Origin of the sequence: Flavobacterium pectinovorum (assembly GCF_022802975.1) — a bacterium.
Taxonomy (GTDB): domain Bacteria; phylum Bacteroidota; class Bacteroidia; order Flavobacteriales; family Flavobacteriaceae; genus Flavobacterium; species Flavobacterium pectinovorum_B.
This window is the reverse complement of sequence record NZ_JAFEVZ010000010.1, coordinates 93,269-109,846: the sequence shown is the minus strand read 5'-3', so window position 1 is coordinate 109,846 and position 16,578 is coordinate 93,269. Positions and strand designations below refer to the sequence as shown.

Here is a 16,578-nt window from a genome sequence, read left to right as displayed (position 1 = left end):
CTAATATTCACCTAGTTGAACAATTTGACCTAAATTATTGAGACGGACTTTTATAATGTTATTAATTCCATTAAGCCCTAAACGTTTGTATGAAATTTCTTTTAACTCTTTTTTATCTTCTACAGTGGTTTCTAAATGATGTCTGAAAAAATAGTCTCTAATTGTAAATTTCTGTACTCTAAAAATATTAGGGCTAATCAAATGATAATTATTTGGGCTTAATAAATCTATTTCGTGTGGATTAAAACTCTCTGAAGGAAATATAAAGAACTCATTTTGTTTCATAGAAAATAGAAATTCCCAACCTTTTTCGTGATTTTTATTGATGATTGAAAAGCCAGAATTGACACGAATAACAGCTTCATAAAATGAAACGACTTCTTCTTGTAAATTGCCTTTTTCATCTCTATAAATGGCAACGTGATGATTGTTCCCTGTACTTACAAAATCAACAGGTATTGGTTTGCCATTTTTGTCTAAAATTTCATTGCCAAAATGGTCTTTTTTAGTATGCAAAGCTTGTGCATTGCTCACTCCACTGATCGTTACGCGTTTTATTGCAATTCCTTTTTCTTTGTTTTGCCAAATGGGATTTTCGTCAAGGTTTGCGAATGCTTTTTTAGGGTCATTACCAAATTCTGCCAAACGGTTTTCAAGAATAGTTTTCAAACCCAAATCCATAACTTTAGCAATGCTTTTTAAGTCTTTGAAATTGTCAGGTGTAATGTCTTTTCGAATAGTATAATTATCTTCAAACCAGACCATTTTTACCTTTTCTGGAACTACACTATTGTCTTTTAAACTAATGTAAATTGGTGTTTTGTTTAAAGCATTTTTGCCTGTAAATGCTTTTTTGGGATCGTTGTCATTTTGTTCTAATCTTTTTAATAAAGCTTCACGATACTCTTTTTTTGCTACTTTTTGAATATATTCTTCGGTAAAATTTGCATTTACTTTTTCCTCTTTGGTTTCATAACGTTGTAATTTTCCATAAACAGTTTCTTTATGTAGTTGTCCTCTTGGCGTCAATTGAATTTTCTGATTAGTTCCGTCGCTTTTTTTAGTAACGTTTTTATTTTTAGTGACTACTTTGTTTTTGGCTTTATAAGAAATCAAAATACTTTCGAGTTGTTTTTTTGCCTCTTCTCTAAAGTTTGGAATTGGCTCAATAAATCTAAGTTTGTTATTCTTATCTCTTTTTAAATATTTTATTTCAATCCCAAAAATAGAATCTGCTTTTTTGTCTCCTTGTGTTTTTGCATTTAAATTATTCAAATACTGTATATAAGCAGGCTTCGTAAAAGCAACCGTAATGGCGTCCATAGCATGATGGCGGTGATCATTTCGTTTTGTCCAATCTTTAATTTTGTATAGACGTTCTCCATTTTTGCCTTCTTCAAGGTACGTTAAACCTAATTTATCGTATTTCTCCCAATTGAGTTCTTTCATTACATCGACTAATTCCCAATCTTCACGCAATTTATCAGTTACACTTCCAATTGTTGTGGTTACATTTCTAGAAACTTCCAATAAAATTTCTTTGGCTTTTTTGGCAATATATTGTGTTTCTCTTAATTGACGAGCAATAAAATCTTCGGGGATTTCATTGTCAGCCATTAAGAGTTTGTTTTGTTTCGTTCGGCTAATTTTGCCAAATAAACCTTTTACTCTTTTTTGGTATTGATCAAATTCTTCTAGAGATAATTTTTCTTGTAAAAACGAATAGGCGGTTTTGTTGCTTTTGTCGATATTTAATTGACGTTCACAAACAGTTTTGTTTGAAAAGCTATCATCAAACAAACGAGATTTTGGAATAATATGTTCAATATCGTAGTCCTTTGTAAATAGTTTTGAAGGTTCTATTGGTTTTCCTGTGTAAAGTGAAATACCATCACACTCTTTCCAAAGTTTATAGCGGATAATATCATTTCTGGTTACACGATGGATTCCAAATTCTAAATGTAAAAGTTTCCTTATTTGCTCGTGTTCTGTAGTACTTTTATTAATCTGTTTTGTCATTTCATTTCGCTGTTCGTTGTTGTTTTTCAACTCACGAGCTAATTCTACACGAATTTCATCAGGTTTTCCCATTGTAGGGTCTTTAATTATAGCATTAATCACATTAATCATTTGATTAAGGATTTTCTCTACCACAGGATTTCGCAAACTGTTTTTCTTTAGTAATTCTAAAATGTCTTTTAGTACACGTTCATTATTTTGTTCTGTAGTTAACGATGAAGAATGATTGTAACCTGACATCAAACAAGCTTTGTCGTAAATCTGTCCATCCATCAAATGAGGTAATATTTTTTTTATCGCTTTTGCACTCAAACTTCCATAATCAGCTTGTAATTGTATGTTTAAAAGAAAAGGAATATGGTTTTCTTTGAAACCATATTTGTTTTTTAAAGCTTCTTTTAGTTTATCATCATCTTCTGCCGAATACAATAAATGCCAGAATTGGTAATAAGATTGTTTGTCAAAATTATTTCCTTGAATGTTTGGGTCGAAATCTAAAACAGCCGTATTGATTCCCAAATCAGAAAAAGCTGATTTGAAGATGTTTTTTATATCGAAAGCATCTAATTTGGAAAAGTCTAATTCGTCATAACCTTCTAAAACTAGTATTTTTTCGAAAGCTTTGTAAATAGAAGTATTGGTTCTGTTTCCTTCAATTTTCTTAAAATTAACCGAATATTCTGTTTTTTTAAGTCCACAAAAACTGATTAATTGCGAATCGGTCATGTTTTCTTTAAATAATAGTTCTTGAGCCATTAATTGTTTCAAATCTTCATCCAAAAGAAAAGGCTCTTTTGTCATTTCGTTTTTAACAACAACATTATTTAAATTCTGCCAAATTCTAAACTCCTGAAATAAGGGTGATGATTTTGGAATAGCTTTATGTCCTTTTTCAAATTCGCAAAAACTCACCAAATGCTTTTGTGATTTCAGTTTTCGTTGGTAGAAAATGGTAATATCTCGAATTTCTGTTTTTAATTTATCGTTTAATTCGGGATGAAATTTTGCTTGCGTTTCCCAAATTTTTTCAAATTCATCCAAATAATCCTGACGATAGAAAACCTGATTTTTTAGTTTGGCGTGTGCATTCTTCTCAAGTTGTTTGTATTGAAACTGCCCAACGGTTTCCTGATTGAAATACAATTCTTTACTACGGTCGCTAATAGCACCAAGATAACCGCTGGATTGATTAATTTGATTGTTAATTTCCGTAATAATAAATGCCAGAATTTTCAAATCGAGTTCATTTATCAAAGCTTCATTTCTCCATTTATAATGTTGACATTTTACTTCTTCTCTTGTTCCTTTGTTTTCGGCGAGAGGGATGTTTAATGTCTTTGAAAAATGCTGAGAGGTTATTGTTCTGGATTTTCCTTGAATGTCTTCTAATAATTTATCATTAATTTGTTCTAAATGAAATTGATTTTGAAAACGAACTATCTTCTCTAATTCCTTCTGTAAATCCGAACGATAAAAATCAGGAATATATTTTCCTCCTTTCGATAATGAATTGTAAACCCATTGTCCAGGCGTCATATTACTTTCGAAAATTTCTTTGGCAATTTTCATTCCGTCAATGGCGTCTCCTTCTTCAGTAGTTTTTGCTTTTCGACTGCTTTTATAACCACGTTTTTTATTGAGCATCAATAAAACCTTGACCAATTCTTCTTTGGTAACAGCTTCTGTGGCTGATTTTGCTCTTAATTGATATGATGAAAAAGTAGTTTCTGAACCAGTCTCTGCGTAAACAAAATTGGAAGAAATGAATTTTAGTTTGGTAAAAATCTCCAATAAAGCATCTCTTCTTTGTTTAAAACGCTGCAAACTTCTTCTTGTTCCACGCTTTAATGTTCTGTCTGCATTTATTGATATTGTATTTCCTTTTTTGAAATCTGTTTCTTCATCAGTAGTTAGAGGCACAATGCGTACTCCTGTATTTATAATAGATGAGGATTCATTCTCATTTTCTGCTTCGTTAATGAATGCCCATCCAATTGATGTTGTCCCCAAATCCAATCCTAATATTTTCTTCATTATTATCTATATTTTTTAATGATTTTTCCTGTTATCTAAATTATTCTCGAAATTTAATCAAAAGAAAATTAACTGTTTTACGGAAAACCATATTTAAAAAGTAAATTTTTTATTGTAGTATTGCAGTACAATTTTGAAGCAATTCACAATAAGGATTATTCCGTTGTGAAAACATTTAAGGCGGGGAGACTCGCCTTTTTCTATGGAATTAACTTAAACATTTCAAGAACACCAAAGAAACAATATAAAGTAGTGAGGGATCAACACGAAAACCTGTGGAGCTGCAAAAATTTTAACCGCAAAGAAACGCTAAGATTTACGCAAAAGGTTCGCAAAGTTATGATAAAACTTTGCGAACCTTTTGTTTTTAGCCTTGCGAACTTTGCGGTTAAAGCTTTTTTTAGTGAGCTAAAAAATTCTTAGCAACCCCTAAAGGTTCATTTTTTTTCTAAACTTATTTAGAAATAAGAATTGTTGTTTTTTTCATCACAAAATGCAATTCATTTGAAAAGCTTTTTAGAACAATCCCAAATAACAGCATTACTTTATAATGTTTGATTTTTTTGTAAATTAGATTGCAAAAATGAACTCTTAAAAACTGCAAAAAACATTTATCCTAAAATCAGACTTTATTATGATACAACTAACTGTAAACGGCAAAACCGAAAATTTTGATGTAAGTCCGGAAATGCCTCTTCTTTGGGCAATTCGTGATACTTTGGGGCTTACCGGGACAAAATTTGGCTGTGGTGTTGCACAATGCGGAGCCTGTGTAGTGCATCTGGATGGCGAAGCTGTTCGCTCATGCGTTACCAAAATGAGCCGTGCCAAAGGTAAAAATGTAGTGACCATAGAAGGATTGTCTCAAAATAATGATCACCCGGCACAAAAAGCCTGGCAGGAAATCGACGTGCCTCAATGCGGATATTGTCATTCTGGACAAATCATGTCAGCAGCAGTACTTCTTAGGGAAAATCCAAATCCAAGCGATCAGGATATAGACGATGCCATGGCCGGTAATATCTGCAGGTGCGGTACTTATCCGAGAATTCGCAAAGCCATTCATCTTGCTTCACAAATGCAGGAGAAAAACAAAATCTGATAGATAAAGCCGTAATCAAAAAACTATGTCAACAAAAATCAAACCCTTATTAATAGCTATAATACTCATATCAGGTATAGGACTGGCATTTACTGTTTCAAAAAACCGGACAACAGAAAAAGAATACGTTGCTATTGTGCCAATAAAAAAAGACAGCATTGCCTCTGTTGCGGCATTTAAGCAGGTATATAAAGTATTGATGAGTCCGCGTTGTGTCAATTGCCATCCAAAAGGTGATATTCCGCTTCAGGGAGACAATAGCGTTGTTCACAGTATGCAGCCCAAACGAGGCAAAGACGGAAAAGGTATGTATGCAATGAAATGTGCGAATTGCCATCAGCCATCAAATAGTCCGGGACTTCATACACCACCGGGAAATGCTGACTGGCATTTACCGCCGGCAGATATGAAAATGGTGTTTGAAGGAAAAACGGCTCACGAATTAGCCAAACAATTAGTAAATCCGAAACTTAACGGACATAAAGATTTACAAAAACTTATAGCACATGCAGATGACGGTTTGGTAAAAGCTGGGTGGAACATGGGAAAAGGAAGAACATTTCCGCCTTTAACGCATGCCGAATTTAAAAAGGCCTGGATTACGTGGCTGAAAACAGGAGCTTATGCTCCCGCAAAATAGTATTGCCTTAATTTTAATGATTTTCCGATGACTAAAAATGACAACATAGATAATACAAGACGAAATTTCCTAAAACTTACCGGATTGGGAGGCGCGGCATTGTGTCTTGGTTTTTACTTTCCTGCAAGTGGTGCACCAGTGGTTGTGAGACCTTCTGAACTAAGTGATTCAGAAATAGAATTATGCCCCTGGATTATTATCAATCCGTCAGGAAAAGTGACGATTGTGAATCACAGGGCAGAAATGGGGCAGGGCTCTTTTCAGTCGGTACCACAAATTGTTGCTGAAGAACTCGAAGTTGATATGAATGATATCAACGTCATTTTTGCCATTGGTAACGAAAAAAAATATGGAGGGCAAATTACCGGAGGAAGCTCAACCATTCGTTCTTCTTATAAAAGATTACTTAAATTAAGTGCAGCCGCGCGTGAAATGCTTATTACAGCTGCCTCCACAAAATGGAATGTTTCTGTTTCTGATTGTTATGCAGAATCCGGACATGTAATTCATAAGCCATCAGGAAAAAAATTACATTATGGAGAACTTGCTGAAGCGGCCTCAAAATTAGAAGCACCAAAAGAACCAAAACTGAAGAAAATTTCTGAATATAAATTAATCCGAAAACCTCTTCGAAGAATTGACACACCGCTTAAAACCAATGGTAAACTAGTTTTTGGACTTGATACGAGAATTCCCGGAATGCTATTTGCCTCGGTAGAGCGTGACCCCCGTTATTTCGGGAAAGTCAAAAATTTTGATGCAACTGCTGCATTAAAAGTTCCGGGTGTTAAGCGTGTATTTAAAGTTAAAATGGGTTATTACGAACACATCCGTGAAGGTGTTGCCGTAGTCGCTAATTCAACATGGGCTGCTCTTGAAGGCCGAAAACAATTAAAAGTAGAGTGGGACAGCAGTGGCTTTAAGCACTGGAGTACACCCGAGATATTTGATACTCAAAACAATCTTCTCAAAGCTGAAGAAGGCATGATACTTAAAACACAAGGAAATCCAACCGAAGTATTATCCAAAGCAAATAAGAAATTAGACGTTGTTTATCAAACTCCCTACCAATCACACGTAGCTATGGAACCGATAAATTGCATCGCCCATCACAAAGGTGATTCGATTGAAATATGGGGTCCAATACAAGCTCCTGGCTGGGTTCAGGACTACGTGAGTAAACAATTTGAGATAGACAAAGAAAAAGTAATCGTGAACATGACCTTTCTTGGCGGTGGTTTTGGGCGTAAAGCCATGAACGATTATCCGTATGAGGCCGTGGCAGTTTCAAAGGAAATAGGCGGGCCGGTTCAGGTTGTCTGGACACGTGAAGATGATGCTACACTAGGACCATTTCGTCCTGGAATGTCCTATAGATGTGAAGGAACTATATCGAATGGAAAAATTGACGCCTTAAAATTCAGAATGGCAGGTCAAAATAATGGTCACTGGAGCGGGGCACCAAAGGACAAACCAAATTGGAGTACCAGCGAAGGTTTTTTAAAACCTTACTATGAAAGCATTAAAAACGTAAGCTTCGCAGATGTTCTTTTTGAAACCAGTATTCCAACCAGTTTCTGGAGATCTGTATATGCTTCTACAAACGGATTTGCCTATGAAAGTTTCATTGATGAAATGGCTCATGAAGCAGGGAAAGACCCATTAGATTTTCGCCGTGAACATTTACAGGAAGACCGCTGCCAAAAAGTAATTGATAAAATGCAAGAAGTTTCAGGCTGGAAAAACCGTAAAAAAAATGAAGGATATGGCGTCGCTATTACAGAATGTTTCAACTCAACAGTTGGTCAAGTCGTAAAGGTATCCAAAAATCCGGATGGCGGTATTAAAATTGATAAAGTCTGGGCGGTAATGGATTGTGGCTGGTATGTAAATCCGGATATCATTCATGCACAAGTTGAAGGCTCTATTGTTATGGGATTGGGTGCAGCAACAACCCATCAGATTACATTTAAAGAAAATATCGTTGAACAACATAATTTTTATGATTATCCAATGCCTCGCATTAATGAAATTCCTTCGATAGAAGTGTATATCATAGATAATGAAGAAGATGCGGGCGGGGTTGGTGAACCAGCACTTCCGCCTTTTGCTCCTGCCTTGACCAATGCTATATTTGATTTGACGGGAAAACGAATCAGAACGTTGCCTTTTAGTCTCGGAACGGTTTAATCAATTAGCAGATATTTAGATGTTAAAGGCAAAATTATTTCAAAAAAGGATTAAAATATGATGCACGAATTATTAAAATTAAAAGAATCGTACATTTTAGCCCAGAAAATGGGACTTAAAAGCGTTATGGCTACGGTTGTCGCTATTGAAGGTTCCTCGTACAGAAGACCAGGCGTTCGTATGCTCATTTTTGAAAATAATACAATGGTTGGAGCTGTCAGCGGAGGCTGTGTCGAAAATGAAATCCTTAAACAATCCCTGTCTGTTTTTTGGGATAATAAAGCAAAGATCATGATTTATGATGGAAGGTACCGACTGGGATGCGAAGGTATTCTGTACATTCTTTTGGAACCTTTTTCTCCTGATGCAGCCGCTTTAGATGCTTTAGAAACCGTTGTAAAAAAAAGACAATCTCTGGAAATTGAATCCTTTTACACCAAAACAGAAGGAATACAGGTGGGTTTGGGTTCTGAATTTCATTTTGAAGGAAGAAAGTTTACTTTTTCCGATGTCCAATTAGATAAAGTATTGCCTGTTTATACACAAACTCTTAAGCCTCGATTTCATTTAGTTATCGTTGGGTCAGAACATGATGCCGTTCAATTATGTCATTTTGCCTCTTTAACGGGCTGGGAAATTACAATTGCTGCATCAGTAAAAGATCCTAAGACGATTGCTAATTTCCCGGGAGCAAACCAGGTTGTCCATTTACTGCCTGAGGAAATTGACTCTCTTGTTATTGATAATGAAACGGCTCTTATTTTAATGACACACAGTTACTCTACCGATTTAAAATATCTTATCGGATTAAAAAATACTCAACCGGCTTATCTTGGACTTCTTGGTCCGGTTAAAAGAAGAAATCAAATATTAAACGATTTTTTTGAATTTACTGATTCTTATAATGAAGGCCTGCTGGATGTCGCGTATGGCCCATCAGGAATTAGTATTGGAGCTGAAACCCCTCAGGAGATTGCCATCAGTATTATGGCTGAAATACTTTCGGTAGTGCGTAAAGAAGAACCAATATCTTTAAAATACAAAACTAATGCTATTCATTCCTAAAATCACGACAGGAAAGCAATGAATCAAATCGCTATCGTAATATTAGCGGCAGGTAATGCCAAAAGAATGGGACAATCAAAGCAATTGATGCCTTGGAGATATTCAACTTTATTAGGGAGTGTCATTGCAAATATCTTGTCAGCTGATGCTGATAAGTTTTTTGTAGTTCTGGGTGCGTACAGAAATGAAATTGAGCGAAAAATAGATTTATCACAAACCACTATACTTATTAATAAAAACTGGCAACAAGGATTGGGTAGTTCTATAGCTATAGCAACTTCAGAAATAGATAAAAAATATCCGGGCATTAATGCTGTTTTGTTTGTTTTGGCAGATCAGCCTTTTATTAACAGTCCTCATTTAAATAAAATAATAGAACTTCATAATAAAGAGAAAGATGCCATTATTATAACCCGAAAAGATGATTACAGGGGAGTTCCGGTTCTGTTTCCAAAACAATTCTTCTCAGAACTTATGCTATTGTCCAATGATGAAGGGGCTAAACAAATCATCAACAAAAATAAAAATCTAGTAAAGGAAGTTGTAACTCAGGATGACACAACAGATATAGATACTTTGGAGTCTTATGTAAAATTATATAAATCAAATTTAAATTAGAGTAATAATTTTACTAAATCAATCATAATAACTAACATAAATTAAAGTATTTAATACAAATTACTTAAATAATAAATTCAATATTAACCTATTGAGGTAAATTGATTAAAAAAAATGATTTGATTATAAAAAGTATAAAATCGGGAGTAAAACATCATTCATAACTTAAGGAATTAATGTCATCCTGAGCGGAGTCGAAGGCTTTTGATAACAAAAGGGTAGAACAGGTCGCTACTTGGTTAACAAAAATAAGGAATGAAAAAACTCTCTTTTCAAAAGAAAATTTAAATCATTCTAAAAATATTCGAATTAAATTTTACAGATCACTGGTTACTATTACATAATTTTGCAACTCATGAAGCAACTGACTTTATAAATTATACTATGCGTAATATATTTTCTGACAACAATCAAATTGGAATCGTATGTACTTTTTCTGAGCTTGTAGATACCGATTTCAAGGGAGAAATGAATGCACTGTGCTGGTACAGAAATCTGAATGGCGATTTTAATGAGATTGTTGCCCGGTTATCTTTAAAAGAAAATATAACAGAAATTTATCCAGAAGATCTAATTGCTCTCCAACTATCCGAAAAGGGAAATATAGCAAGAGAAATAATCTTAAATGATTTGCAATCATTAGCTGATTTTGGAGCTTCTCCCTCTCTTAATTTATTGAAGTGTTATGAACGTGATGCTGAATTTGATTTTATATCAACCGATGTGTATTCGTTTCATGTTGATCGTTCTCCCATTACAACAGATACCTTTTTATGTACCTATCACGGAGCGGCAAGTGATATTATTTCTAATTCACAGGCTGAACAAAAAATTCTAATTCCAGAAATTAGAACAAAGCTAAAAGAGCTTTATAATGGCCCATCGGAAGGATTCGAAAACTTCCTGGAGGAAAATTATTTTGACTTGCATTATCAAATACATAAAAATGCTGAACCAATTAATTTAGGATTAGGACATCTTTGGCGTCTGGCGGTTGATCATCCAAAACAACAGGTGCTGCCTTGTATTCATAGGGCACCAATAGAAAATGAAGGCGAATATCGGTTGTTGTTGATTTGTTAGATGAAATTGTTGTGATTATGTTCTGATATAATTCTTCAGATTAAGAAATTTCTGAAACATACAAATTTGAATCAAGTTGAAATATAGAATATTTTCTCTTGTTAAGATTCATATTGCTAGATATTTAAACAGGAGGTGAGTCATTTTATAAAAAAAACAAGAAGAAGTAAAACAACAAACTCTATTAATTTTATAGAATTTATGTATATATTTGCATGCCTTTAAATTTGAAGTCATTAATTAATTTTTCAAATGTTGATCTTCATCAGCGAAGATATAATATAATCTGACGTTTGGTATTTTTAACTATTTTTGAATTTCTAATATTTTCCAACAGCAGAAATGAAAACATTAATATTAAAAGAATATAAGTACATATTTGACACTATGTACACTAGTTTGTGCCTGTTTGCCAATAAGTATGTTGAAAATATTGAAGCCTCACAAGATTTAGTCCAAGATGTTTTTATCAAGATATGGGAAGAAAAAATTGTCTTTAACAATGATAAAGCTATTAAATCCTATTTATATACAGCCGTTAAAAATCAGTCTCTCGATTATTTGAAGAGTACTTATGTAAGAACAACACAATCTCTTGATGCAGAAGACATATCTAAATGGGAGACGGATTCATTTTTTCATAGAGAAGTGGTTATCTCTGACACAAATCATATATTAGAAAAAGCTATAACAACATTACCTGAAAAATGTGCTCAAATTATAAAATTGAGTATGAAAGGGATGAGTAATCCGGAAATTTCTGAGGAACTTGGAATTTCTTTAAATACCATTAAATTACAAAAAAAGATTGCATACAAGCGTTTACGCCCTTTGTTAAAAGACTATTTCCTGTTATTTGCTTTTATAGCCGAATTGAAAAAATAGTTAAATATTATAAAGTAATATCTTAATTTTATTGTAGATATTTAGGTGTTTTGTAAAAAACATTGAAAAAAATATTTTTTTTCTACACCCACTTTATCTTTTTTGTCGTCTTAGTATAAAAACTTAACTAAAATGACAACCTTAAACAAACTTTATAAACTTTCAAGGCAAATTGCTCTATCGTTGGTCAAAGAAGAAGACCTAAAAGAATTAAAAGATACCGATCTTTTTAACCAAACAGACAAGGATTATATTTTTGAAAACATAACTAATACTGAAAAAAGAAGACAACGACAGTTATTATCGCAACAAATAAATAAAAAAAGAGGTTGGGAAAATGTACAAAAAGCCATTGGCGTACCTATAAATAAACCATCTATATGGAAGTATGCTGCAGCTGCAGTGATTGTATTAGGAACGCTATTCTATTTTGCCCAACACGATTCTATAAACAAAATTGAAACTACCCTTGCATCCGGTAAACCTTCTATTGCACCCGGTACAGATAAAGCGACCTTAGTTTTAGGAAATGGACAAACTATAGTTTTAGGAAATGGACAGACTTATAAAGGTAATGGATTAACTACAAATGATAAATCAGTAACCTATTCAGATAATAATGCAGCCATAGAGTACAATTACTTAACCATTCCGCGTGCAGGACAATTCTCTTTGTTGCTAGCCGATGGAACCAAGGTTAGACTTAACTCTGAGACCCAGCTAAAATTTCCTAATCGCTTTATCGACGGTAACTCTCGTTCTGTAGAACTAGTGTATGGTGAAGCCTATTTTGAAGTATCTCCAAGTTCAGCTCATAAAGGGTCACACTTCATCGTAAAAACCAAAGGACAAAATGTTGAAGTACTCGGTACCCAATTCAATGTCAAAGCATATAAAGACGAAACGAATCTAATAACCACTTTAAAAGAGGGGAGGGTTGCTATTGATTATGCTAATAAAAAAGAAGCATTACACCCCGGAGAACAATCTGTTATAAATTCAATCACTTCTTCTTTAAGCATTAGTCCTGCCAATATAGATACTGAATTAGCCTGGTTAAATGGTCAGTTTGTTTTTGATAATTTGACATTAAAGGAGATTGTAAAAGTTTTATCCAGATGGTATGACGTTGATTTTATCATTAAAAGTGAAACAATTAAAAATGAAAAATTTAAAGGACAATTCAGCAAAAATCAAAACCTTGAAGTAATACTGGAATTAATCAAAACAACTAACCAAATAAAATCGTATGAAATAAAAGAAAAGACTGTAATTTTTAAATAAAGAAGTGATTTAGACTTTTTGCGTTTAAACGAAAATTAAGGATTTTGCACCCCATTTTAGTCTTTTTTAAGATGCATAGCAGGGCTACGGAACGAAAAAAAGACTAAAATGGGGTGCAAAAGACAGGTTTTTTAGCAAATGGAAAAAGTCTAAATCACTTCAAATATAAAAAGAGGGAAAGTATATAAACTTTGGTCGGTGTAAAACAATCCCCCTTTTTGATTCATAATGACCAATTATTTTAATAACCAATCACCAACACAAATTTATGAAAATTAATCAAACTATTTTTCGTCCCCCTTGCTGGGATCGATACTTTATTTTTATGATTCGAACCATACTGTTATTCTGCTGTCTCACGGCTTTTAGTATGTCACCAACAAGTGCTTTTTCTCAAAATGAAAAAATTGAGATAAAGAAAGATGTGACAATTAATGTTAATGAAATATTTGACTTAATTATTCAACAAACCAATTACAATTTTATTTATTCTCAGGATTTGTTTTTAAACGCACCCAAAGTGAATTTAAAAAAGGGATCAGTTAAAATTTCAGATTTACTTAAAAAGTGTGTTACTGCCAATAAGCTTGATTTTTCATTAGCCGGAAATAACACTATTGTAATCAAACCACTTCCTGCAGCAACTCTCCCTAATTCTAATCAGCAGGCAGAAATTCAAATATCTGGTACTGTAACAGATGTTAAAGGTTTAGCCTTGCCGGGAGTAAGTGTAACTTCAAAAAAAACAAAAACTACTGAAGTTACAGATTTGAATGGCCAGTTTACGATGAAAGTTCCTGAAAATGATATTCTTCAATTTTCATATATAGGATATAAAGCTAAAGAAGTACTGATTAGCAGTAATAAACAAATTGTAGTGGTTTTAGAAGAAGATGTTACAGAGCTTCAGGCCGTAAAAATTGTGTCTACCGGAATCTATACCAGAAACAAGGAAAGCTTTACCGGAGCTGCCTCTACATTCACTGCTGAAGAATTGAGGTCAATAGGAAATCAAAATTTACTTCAAAGTTTAAAAATATTGGATCCCTCATTTATTCAAATGGATAACATTGCGGCAGGTTCAAATCCTAACATGCTGCCTGACTTACAAATCAGGGGAGCTAATAGCTTGCCTAGTTTAAGTGGTGAATATGCAAATAACCCAAACTCTCCTTTGTTTATCTTAGATGGGTTTGAGACTACTTTACAGAAAATTTACGATTTAGATATGAACAGGGTCGCTGCTGTAACCATCCTTAAAGATGCTGCTGCAAAAGCTATTTACGGTTCCAGAGCTGCAAACGGAGTTGTTGTAGTGGAAACGAAAAGACCTAAAAAGGGAAAAATGAGAGTGAGCTACACCGGAGATTTAAATGTAACCACCCCAGATTTGAGTAGTTATCATTTAACCAATGCTGAGCAGAAACTCCAGGTAGAATTAGATGCCGGAAGGTATAGTTCTAATTTTTATTACAGTGAACAATTACTTAAGGAACAGTATAATAGAACCTATGCTGAAGTGGCAAGAGGAGTTAATACCTATTGGCTTTCTCAACCTTTAAGAACAGGTGTAGGTCATAAAAGTACATTATCTCTGGAAGGAGGGGATGATAATTTTACTTATGGTGCCGATTTAACGTATAACTCTATAGCAGGAGTTATGAAAGAATCAGGGCGTAGAACTACTTCGGGCAATCTATTTTTATCGTATCGTGTCAGTGATTTTATTTTTAGAAATATTTTGACGATCACAGGCAGCCATGCTTATGATTCTCCTTATGGTTCATTTTCAGAATACACAAGATTAAATCCGTACTGGACTCCTTTTGATGATAATGGCAATATTAAAAAATTATTAGGGCAGTTTAATTCCGGATCCGGAACTCCTGTAAACTATTATAATCCATTATTTAATGCGACGTTAGGAACTAAAAATTTTAGTGATTACACTGATATTACCAATAATTTTCAGGCAGAGTGGTCTTTGTCCAAAGCACTTAAAATTATCGGTCGTGTGGGCTATACGCAAATCAATGAAACCAGAGAAGATTTTTATCCCGCCAATCATACCCGCTATGCTGAATATTCAGAAGAAGATTTTTATAGAAGAGGTGATTATACAATAACTGATGGTAAAAGTCATTCTATCAAAACAGATCTTACGCTAAACTATTCCAAAACGATAGATAAACACCTTTTTTACTTAAATGCCGGATGGAATTTATATGAAGTAGGAAGTGAAAGCCATGGTGTACATGCTCAGGGCTTTTTAAATGACAGAGTGGATTATATCAATTTTGCAAGACAATATGCTCAGGATGGCCGACCATCAGGCGCTGATGCTCTTACCCGTGAAACAGGATTACTTTCTGCGTTAAACTATTCCTACGATGACCGCTATTTAGCAGATCTTACCTATCGTTTACAAGGATCTAGTGTATTTGGCGCCGATAACCGTTGGGGAAGCTTCTGGTCGGTTGGATTAGGATGGAATATCCACAAAGAAAAATTTTTCAAACAAGACTGGATAACACAATTAAAATTACGCACCTCTACCGGATATACAGGAAGCCAGAATTTTAACCCGTATCAGGCTATGGCTACTTACAACTATTATACAGATAGTTATTATGATAACATAGTAGGAGCAAAATTAATAGGTTTAGCAAACAATCAGTTGAAGTGGCAACAAACCCAGGATTATAATTTTGGTCTGGATTTAGGTTTATGGAGCAAATTATCATTACGATTTGATTATTACATCAGTCTTACTAATAACCTGCTTACAGAGGTAGCCATGCCTGGATCGGTAGGATTTAGTACTATTTCAGAAAATTTAGGCGAATTAAGAAATAATGGTATCGATGCCTCATTAAACTATAAAGCATGGAGTGATTTTTCCAGCAATAGTTTTGTTAATTTATTTTTAACCGTTGGATCTAATAAAAACAAATTAGTTAAAATTTCAGATGCATTAAATTCAGTTAATGATGAAGTAGAAGCAGACAGAGGTACATCTACAAAACCCTTTGTAAGATATCAGGAAGGAAAATCTACAACTGCTATTTGGGCCGTTCGATCTATGGGAATTGATCCAGCTACAGGCAGCGAAATTTTTGTAAAAAAGAATGGAGCGCTAACTTATGTTTGGGATCCAAATGATCAGGTAGCTGTAGGAGAATCTACGCCTAAAGTTCGGGGAAGTTTTGGTTTTAACGGACAATATAAAGGTTTTGGTATCAACTGCGCATTCTCGTATCGTTTAGGAGGCCAATATTACAATCAAACCTTGGTGGATAGGGTAGAAAATGTGGATATTCAATATAATGTCGATGAACGTGTATTTACAGATACCTGGAAAAACCCGGGCGATAAAGTCTTCTTTAAAGCAATTGGCCGTACCCCAACCAGAACCAACCCAAGTTCCCGTTTTGTTCAGGATCTTGATGAATTACTATTGAATTCTGTAAATGTTTCTTATGATTTTAGAAATAAGAACTTTTTAGAAAAATCGCATTTAAGCAGATTAAGAGTGACACTATTCGGCAACGATTTAGCAAGAATCTCAACTATCAGAGCCGAACGAGGATTAGATTTTCCTTTTGCAAGAACGTTTTCTTTTTCTGTCCAGGCATCATTTTAAGTGATACACATTAAT

At 34.0% G+C, this 16,578-nt stretch carries 10 protein-coding genes; 9 read left to right on the top strand and 1 reads right to left on the bottom strand.

Annotated elements, in window-relative coordinates; translation table 11 throughout:
* Positions 1 to 4,053 carry a type II CRISPR RNA-guided endonuclease Cas9 gene (gene cas9 / locus FLV_RS14695; protein ID WP_243234896.1) on the bottom strand — a complete coding sequence of 1,351 codons (4,053 nt, stop codon included), beginning with the start codon at positions 4,051 to 4,053 and terminating at the stop codon, positions 1 to 3.
* Between the two features lie 634 nt (positions 4,054 to 4,687).
* On the opposite strand from cas9, the gene FLV_RS14690 reads away from it, so the two are divergent.
* From FLV_RS14690 to FLV_RS14650, 9 genes are all read left to right on the top strand, one after another.
* Positions 4,688 to 5,155, top strand: coding sequence for a (2Fe-2S)-binding protein (locus FLV_RS14690; protein ID WP_243234895.1), 468 nt, complete (start codon positions 4,688 to 4,690; stop codon positions 5,153 to 5,155).
* Between the two features lie 25 nt (positions 5,156 to 5,180).
* On the top strand, positions 5,181 to 5,795 hold the full coding sequence (locus FLV_RS14685; RefSeq protein ID WP_243234894.1) for a hypothetical protein: 615 nt from the start codon (positions 5,181 to 5,183) through the stop codon (positions 5,793 to 5,795).
* 27 nt (positions 5,796 to 5,822) lie between these two features.
* Positions 5,823 to 7,985 carry a molybdopterin cofactor-binding domain-containing protein gene (locus tag FLV_RS14680; protein WP_243234893.1) on the top strand — a complete coding sequence of 721 codons (2,163 nt, stop codon included), beginning with the start codon at positions 5,823 to 5,825 and terminating at the stop codon, positions 7,983 to 7,985.
* A 57-nt stretch (positions 7,986 to 8,042) separates the two neighbouring features.
* Complete coding sequence (locus FLV_RS14675; RefSeq protein WP_243234892.1) at positions 8,043 to 9,050, top strand: XdhC family protein; 1,008 nt, start codon at positions 8,043 to 8,045, stop codon at positions 9,048 to 9,050.
* An 18-nt stretch (positions 9,051 to 9,068) separates the two neighbouring features.
* Positions 9,069 to 9,668, top strand: coding sequence for an NTP transferase domain-containing protein (locus tag FLV_RS14670; RefSeq protein WP_243234891.1), 600 nt, complete (start codon positions 9,069 to 9,071; stop codon positions 9,666 to 9,668).
* 384 nt (positions 9,669 to 10,052) lie between these two features.
* Positions 10,053 to 10,751 (top strand): DUF1826 domain-containing protein, encoded by a 699-nt coding sequence (locus FLV_RS14665; protein WP_243234890.1) that lies wholly within the window; start codon positions 10,053 to 10,055, stop codon positions 10,749 to 10,751.
* 342 nt (positions 10,752 to 11,093) lie between these two features.
* Positions 11,094 to 11,636, top strand: coding sequence for an RNA polymerase sigma-70 factor (locus FLV_RS14660; protein ID WP_243234889.1), 543 nt, complete (start codon positions 11,094 to 11,096; stop codon positions 11,634 to 11,636).
* Positions 11,637 to 11,768: 132 nt separating this feature from the next.
* Entirely contained in the window at positions 11,769 to 12,920 is a 1,152-nt protein-coding gene (locus FLV_RS14655; RefSeq protein WP_243234888.1) for a FecR family protein, read from the top strand.
* Between the two features lie 370 nt (positions 12,921 to 13,290).
* Entirely contained in the window at positions 13,291 to 16,563 is a 3,273-nt protein-coding gene (locus tag FLV_RS14650; protein WP_243234887.1) for a SusC/RagA family TonB-linked outer membrane protein, read from the top strand.
* The last annotated feature ends 15 nt before the right edge of the window (positions 16,564 to 16,578 follow it).

What these genes read in the sequence shown, in the direction of transcription:
- FLV_RS14670 (WP_243234891.1), top strand. Translation starts at nt 9,069, where the DNA reads ATGAATCAAATCGCTATCGTAATATTAGCGGCAGGTAATGCCAAAAGA.
- FLV_RS14650 (WP_243234887.1), top strand. Translation starts at nt 13,291, where the DNA reads ATGTCACCAACAAGTGCTTTTTCTCAAAATGAAAAAATTGAGATAAAG.
- FLV_RS14680 (WP_243234893.1), top strand. Translation starts at nt 5,823, where the DNA reads ATGACTAAAAATGACAACATAGATAATACAAGACGAAATTTCCTAAAA.
- FLV_RS14690 (WP_243234895.1), top strand. Translation starts at nt 4,688, where the DNA reads ATGATACAACTAACTGTAAACGGCAAAACCGAAAATTTTGATGTAAGT.
- FLV_RS14675 (WP_243234892.1), top strand. Translation starts at nt 8,043, where the DNA reads ATGATGCACGAATTATTAAAATTAAAAGAATCGTACATTTTAGCCCAG.
- FLV_RS14685 (WP_243234894.1), top strand. Translation starts at nt 5,181, where the DNA reads ATGTCAACAAAAATCAAACCCTTATTAATAGCTATAATACTCATATCA.
- cas9 (WP_243234896.1), bottom strand. Translation starts at nt 4,053, where the DNA reads ATGAAGAAAATATTAGGATTGGATTTGGGGACAACATCAATTGGATGG.
- FLV_RS14665 (WP_243234890.1), top strand. Translation starts at nt 10,053, where the DNA reads ATGCGTAATATATTTTCTGACAACAATCAAATTGGAATCGTATGTACT.
- FLV_RS14660 (WP_243234889.1), top strand. Translation starts at nt 11,094, where the DNA reads ATGAAAACATTAATATTAAAAGAATATAAGTACATATTTGACACTATG.
- FLV_RS14655 (WP_243234888.1), top strand. Translation starts at nt 11,769, where the DNA reads ATGACAACCTTAAACAAACTTTATAAACTTTCAAGGCAAATTGCTCTA.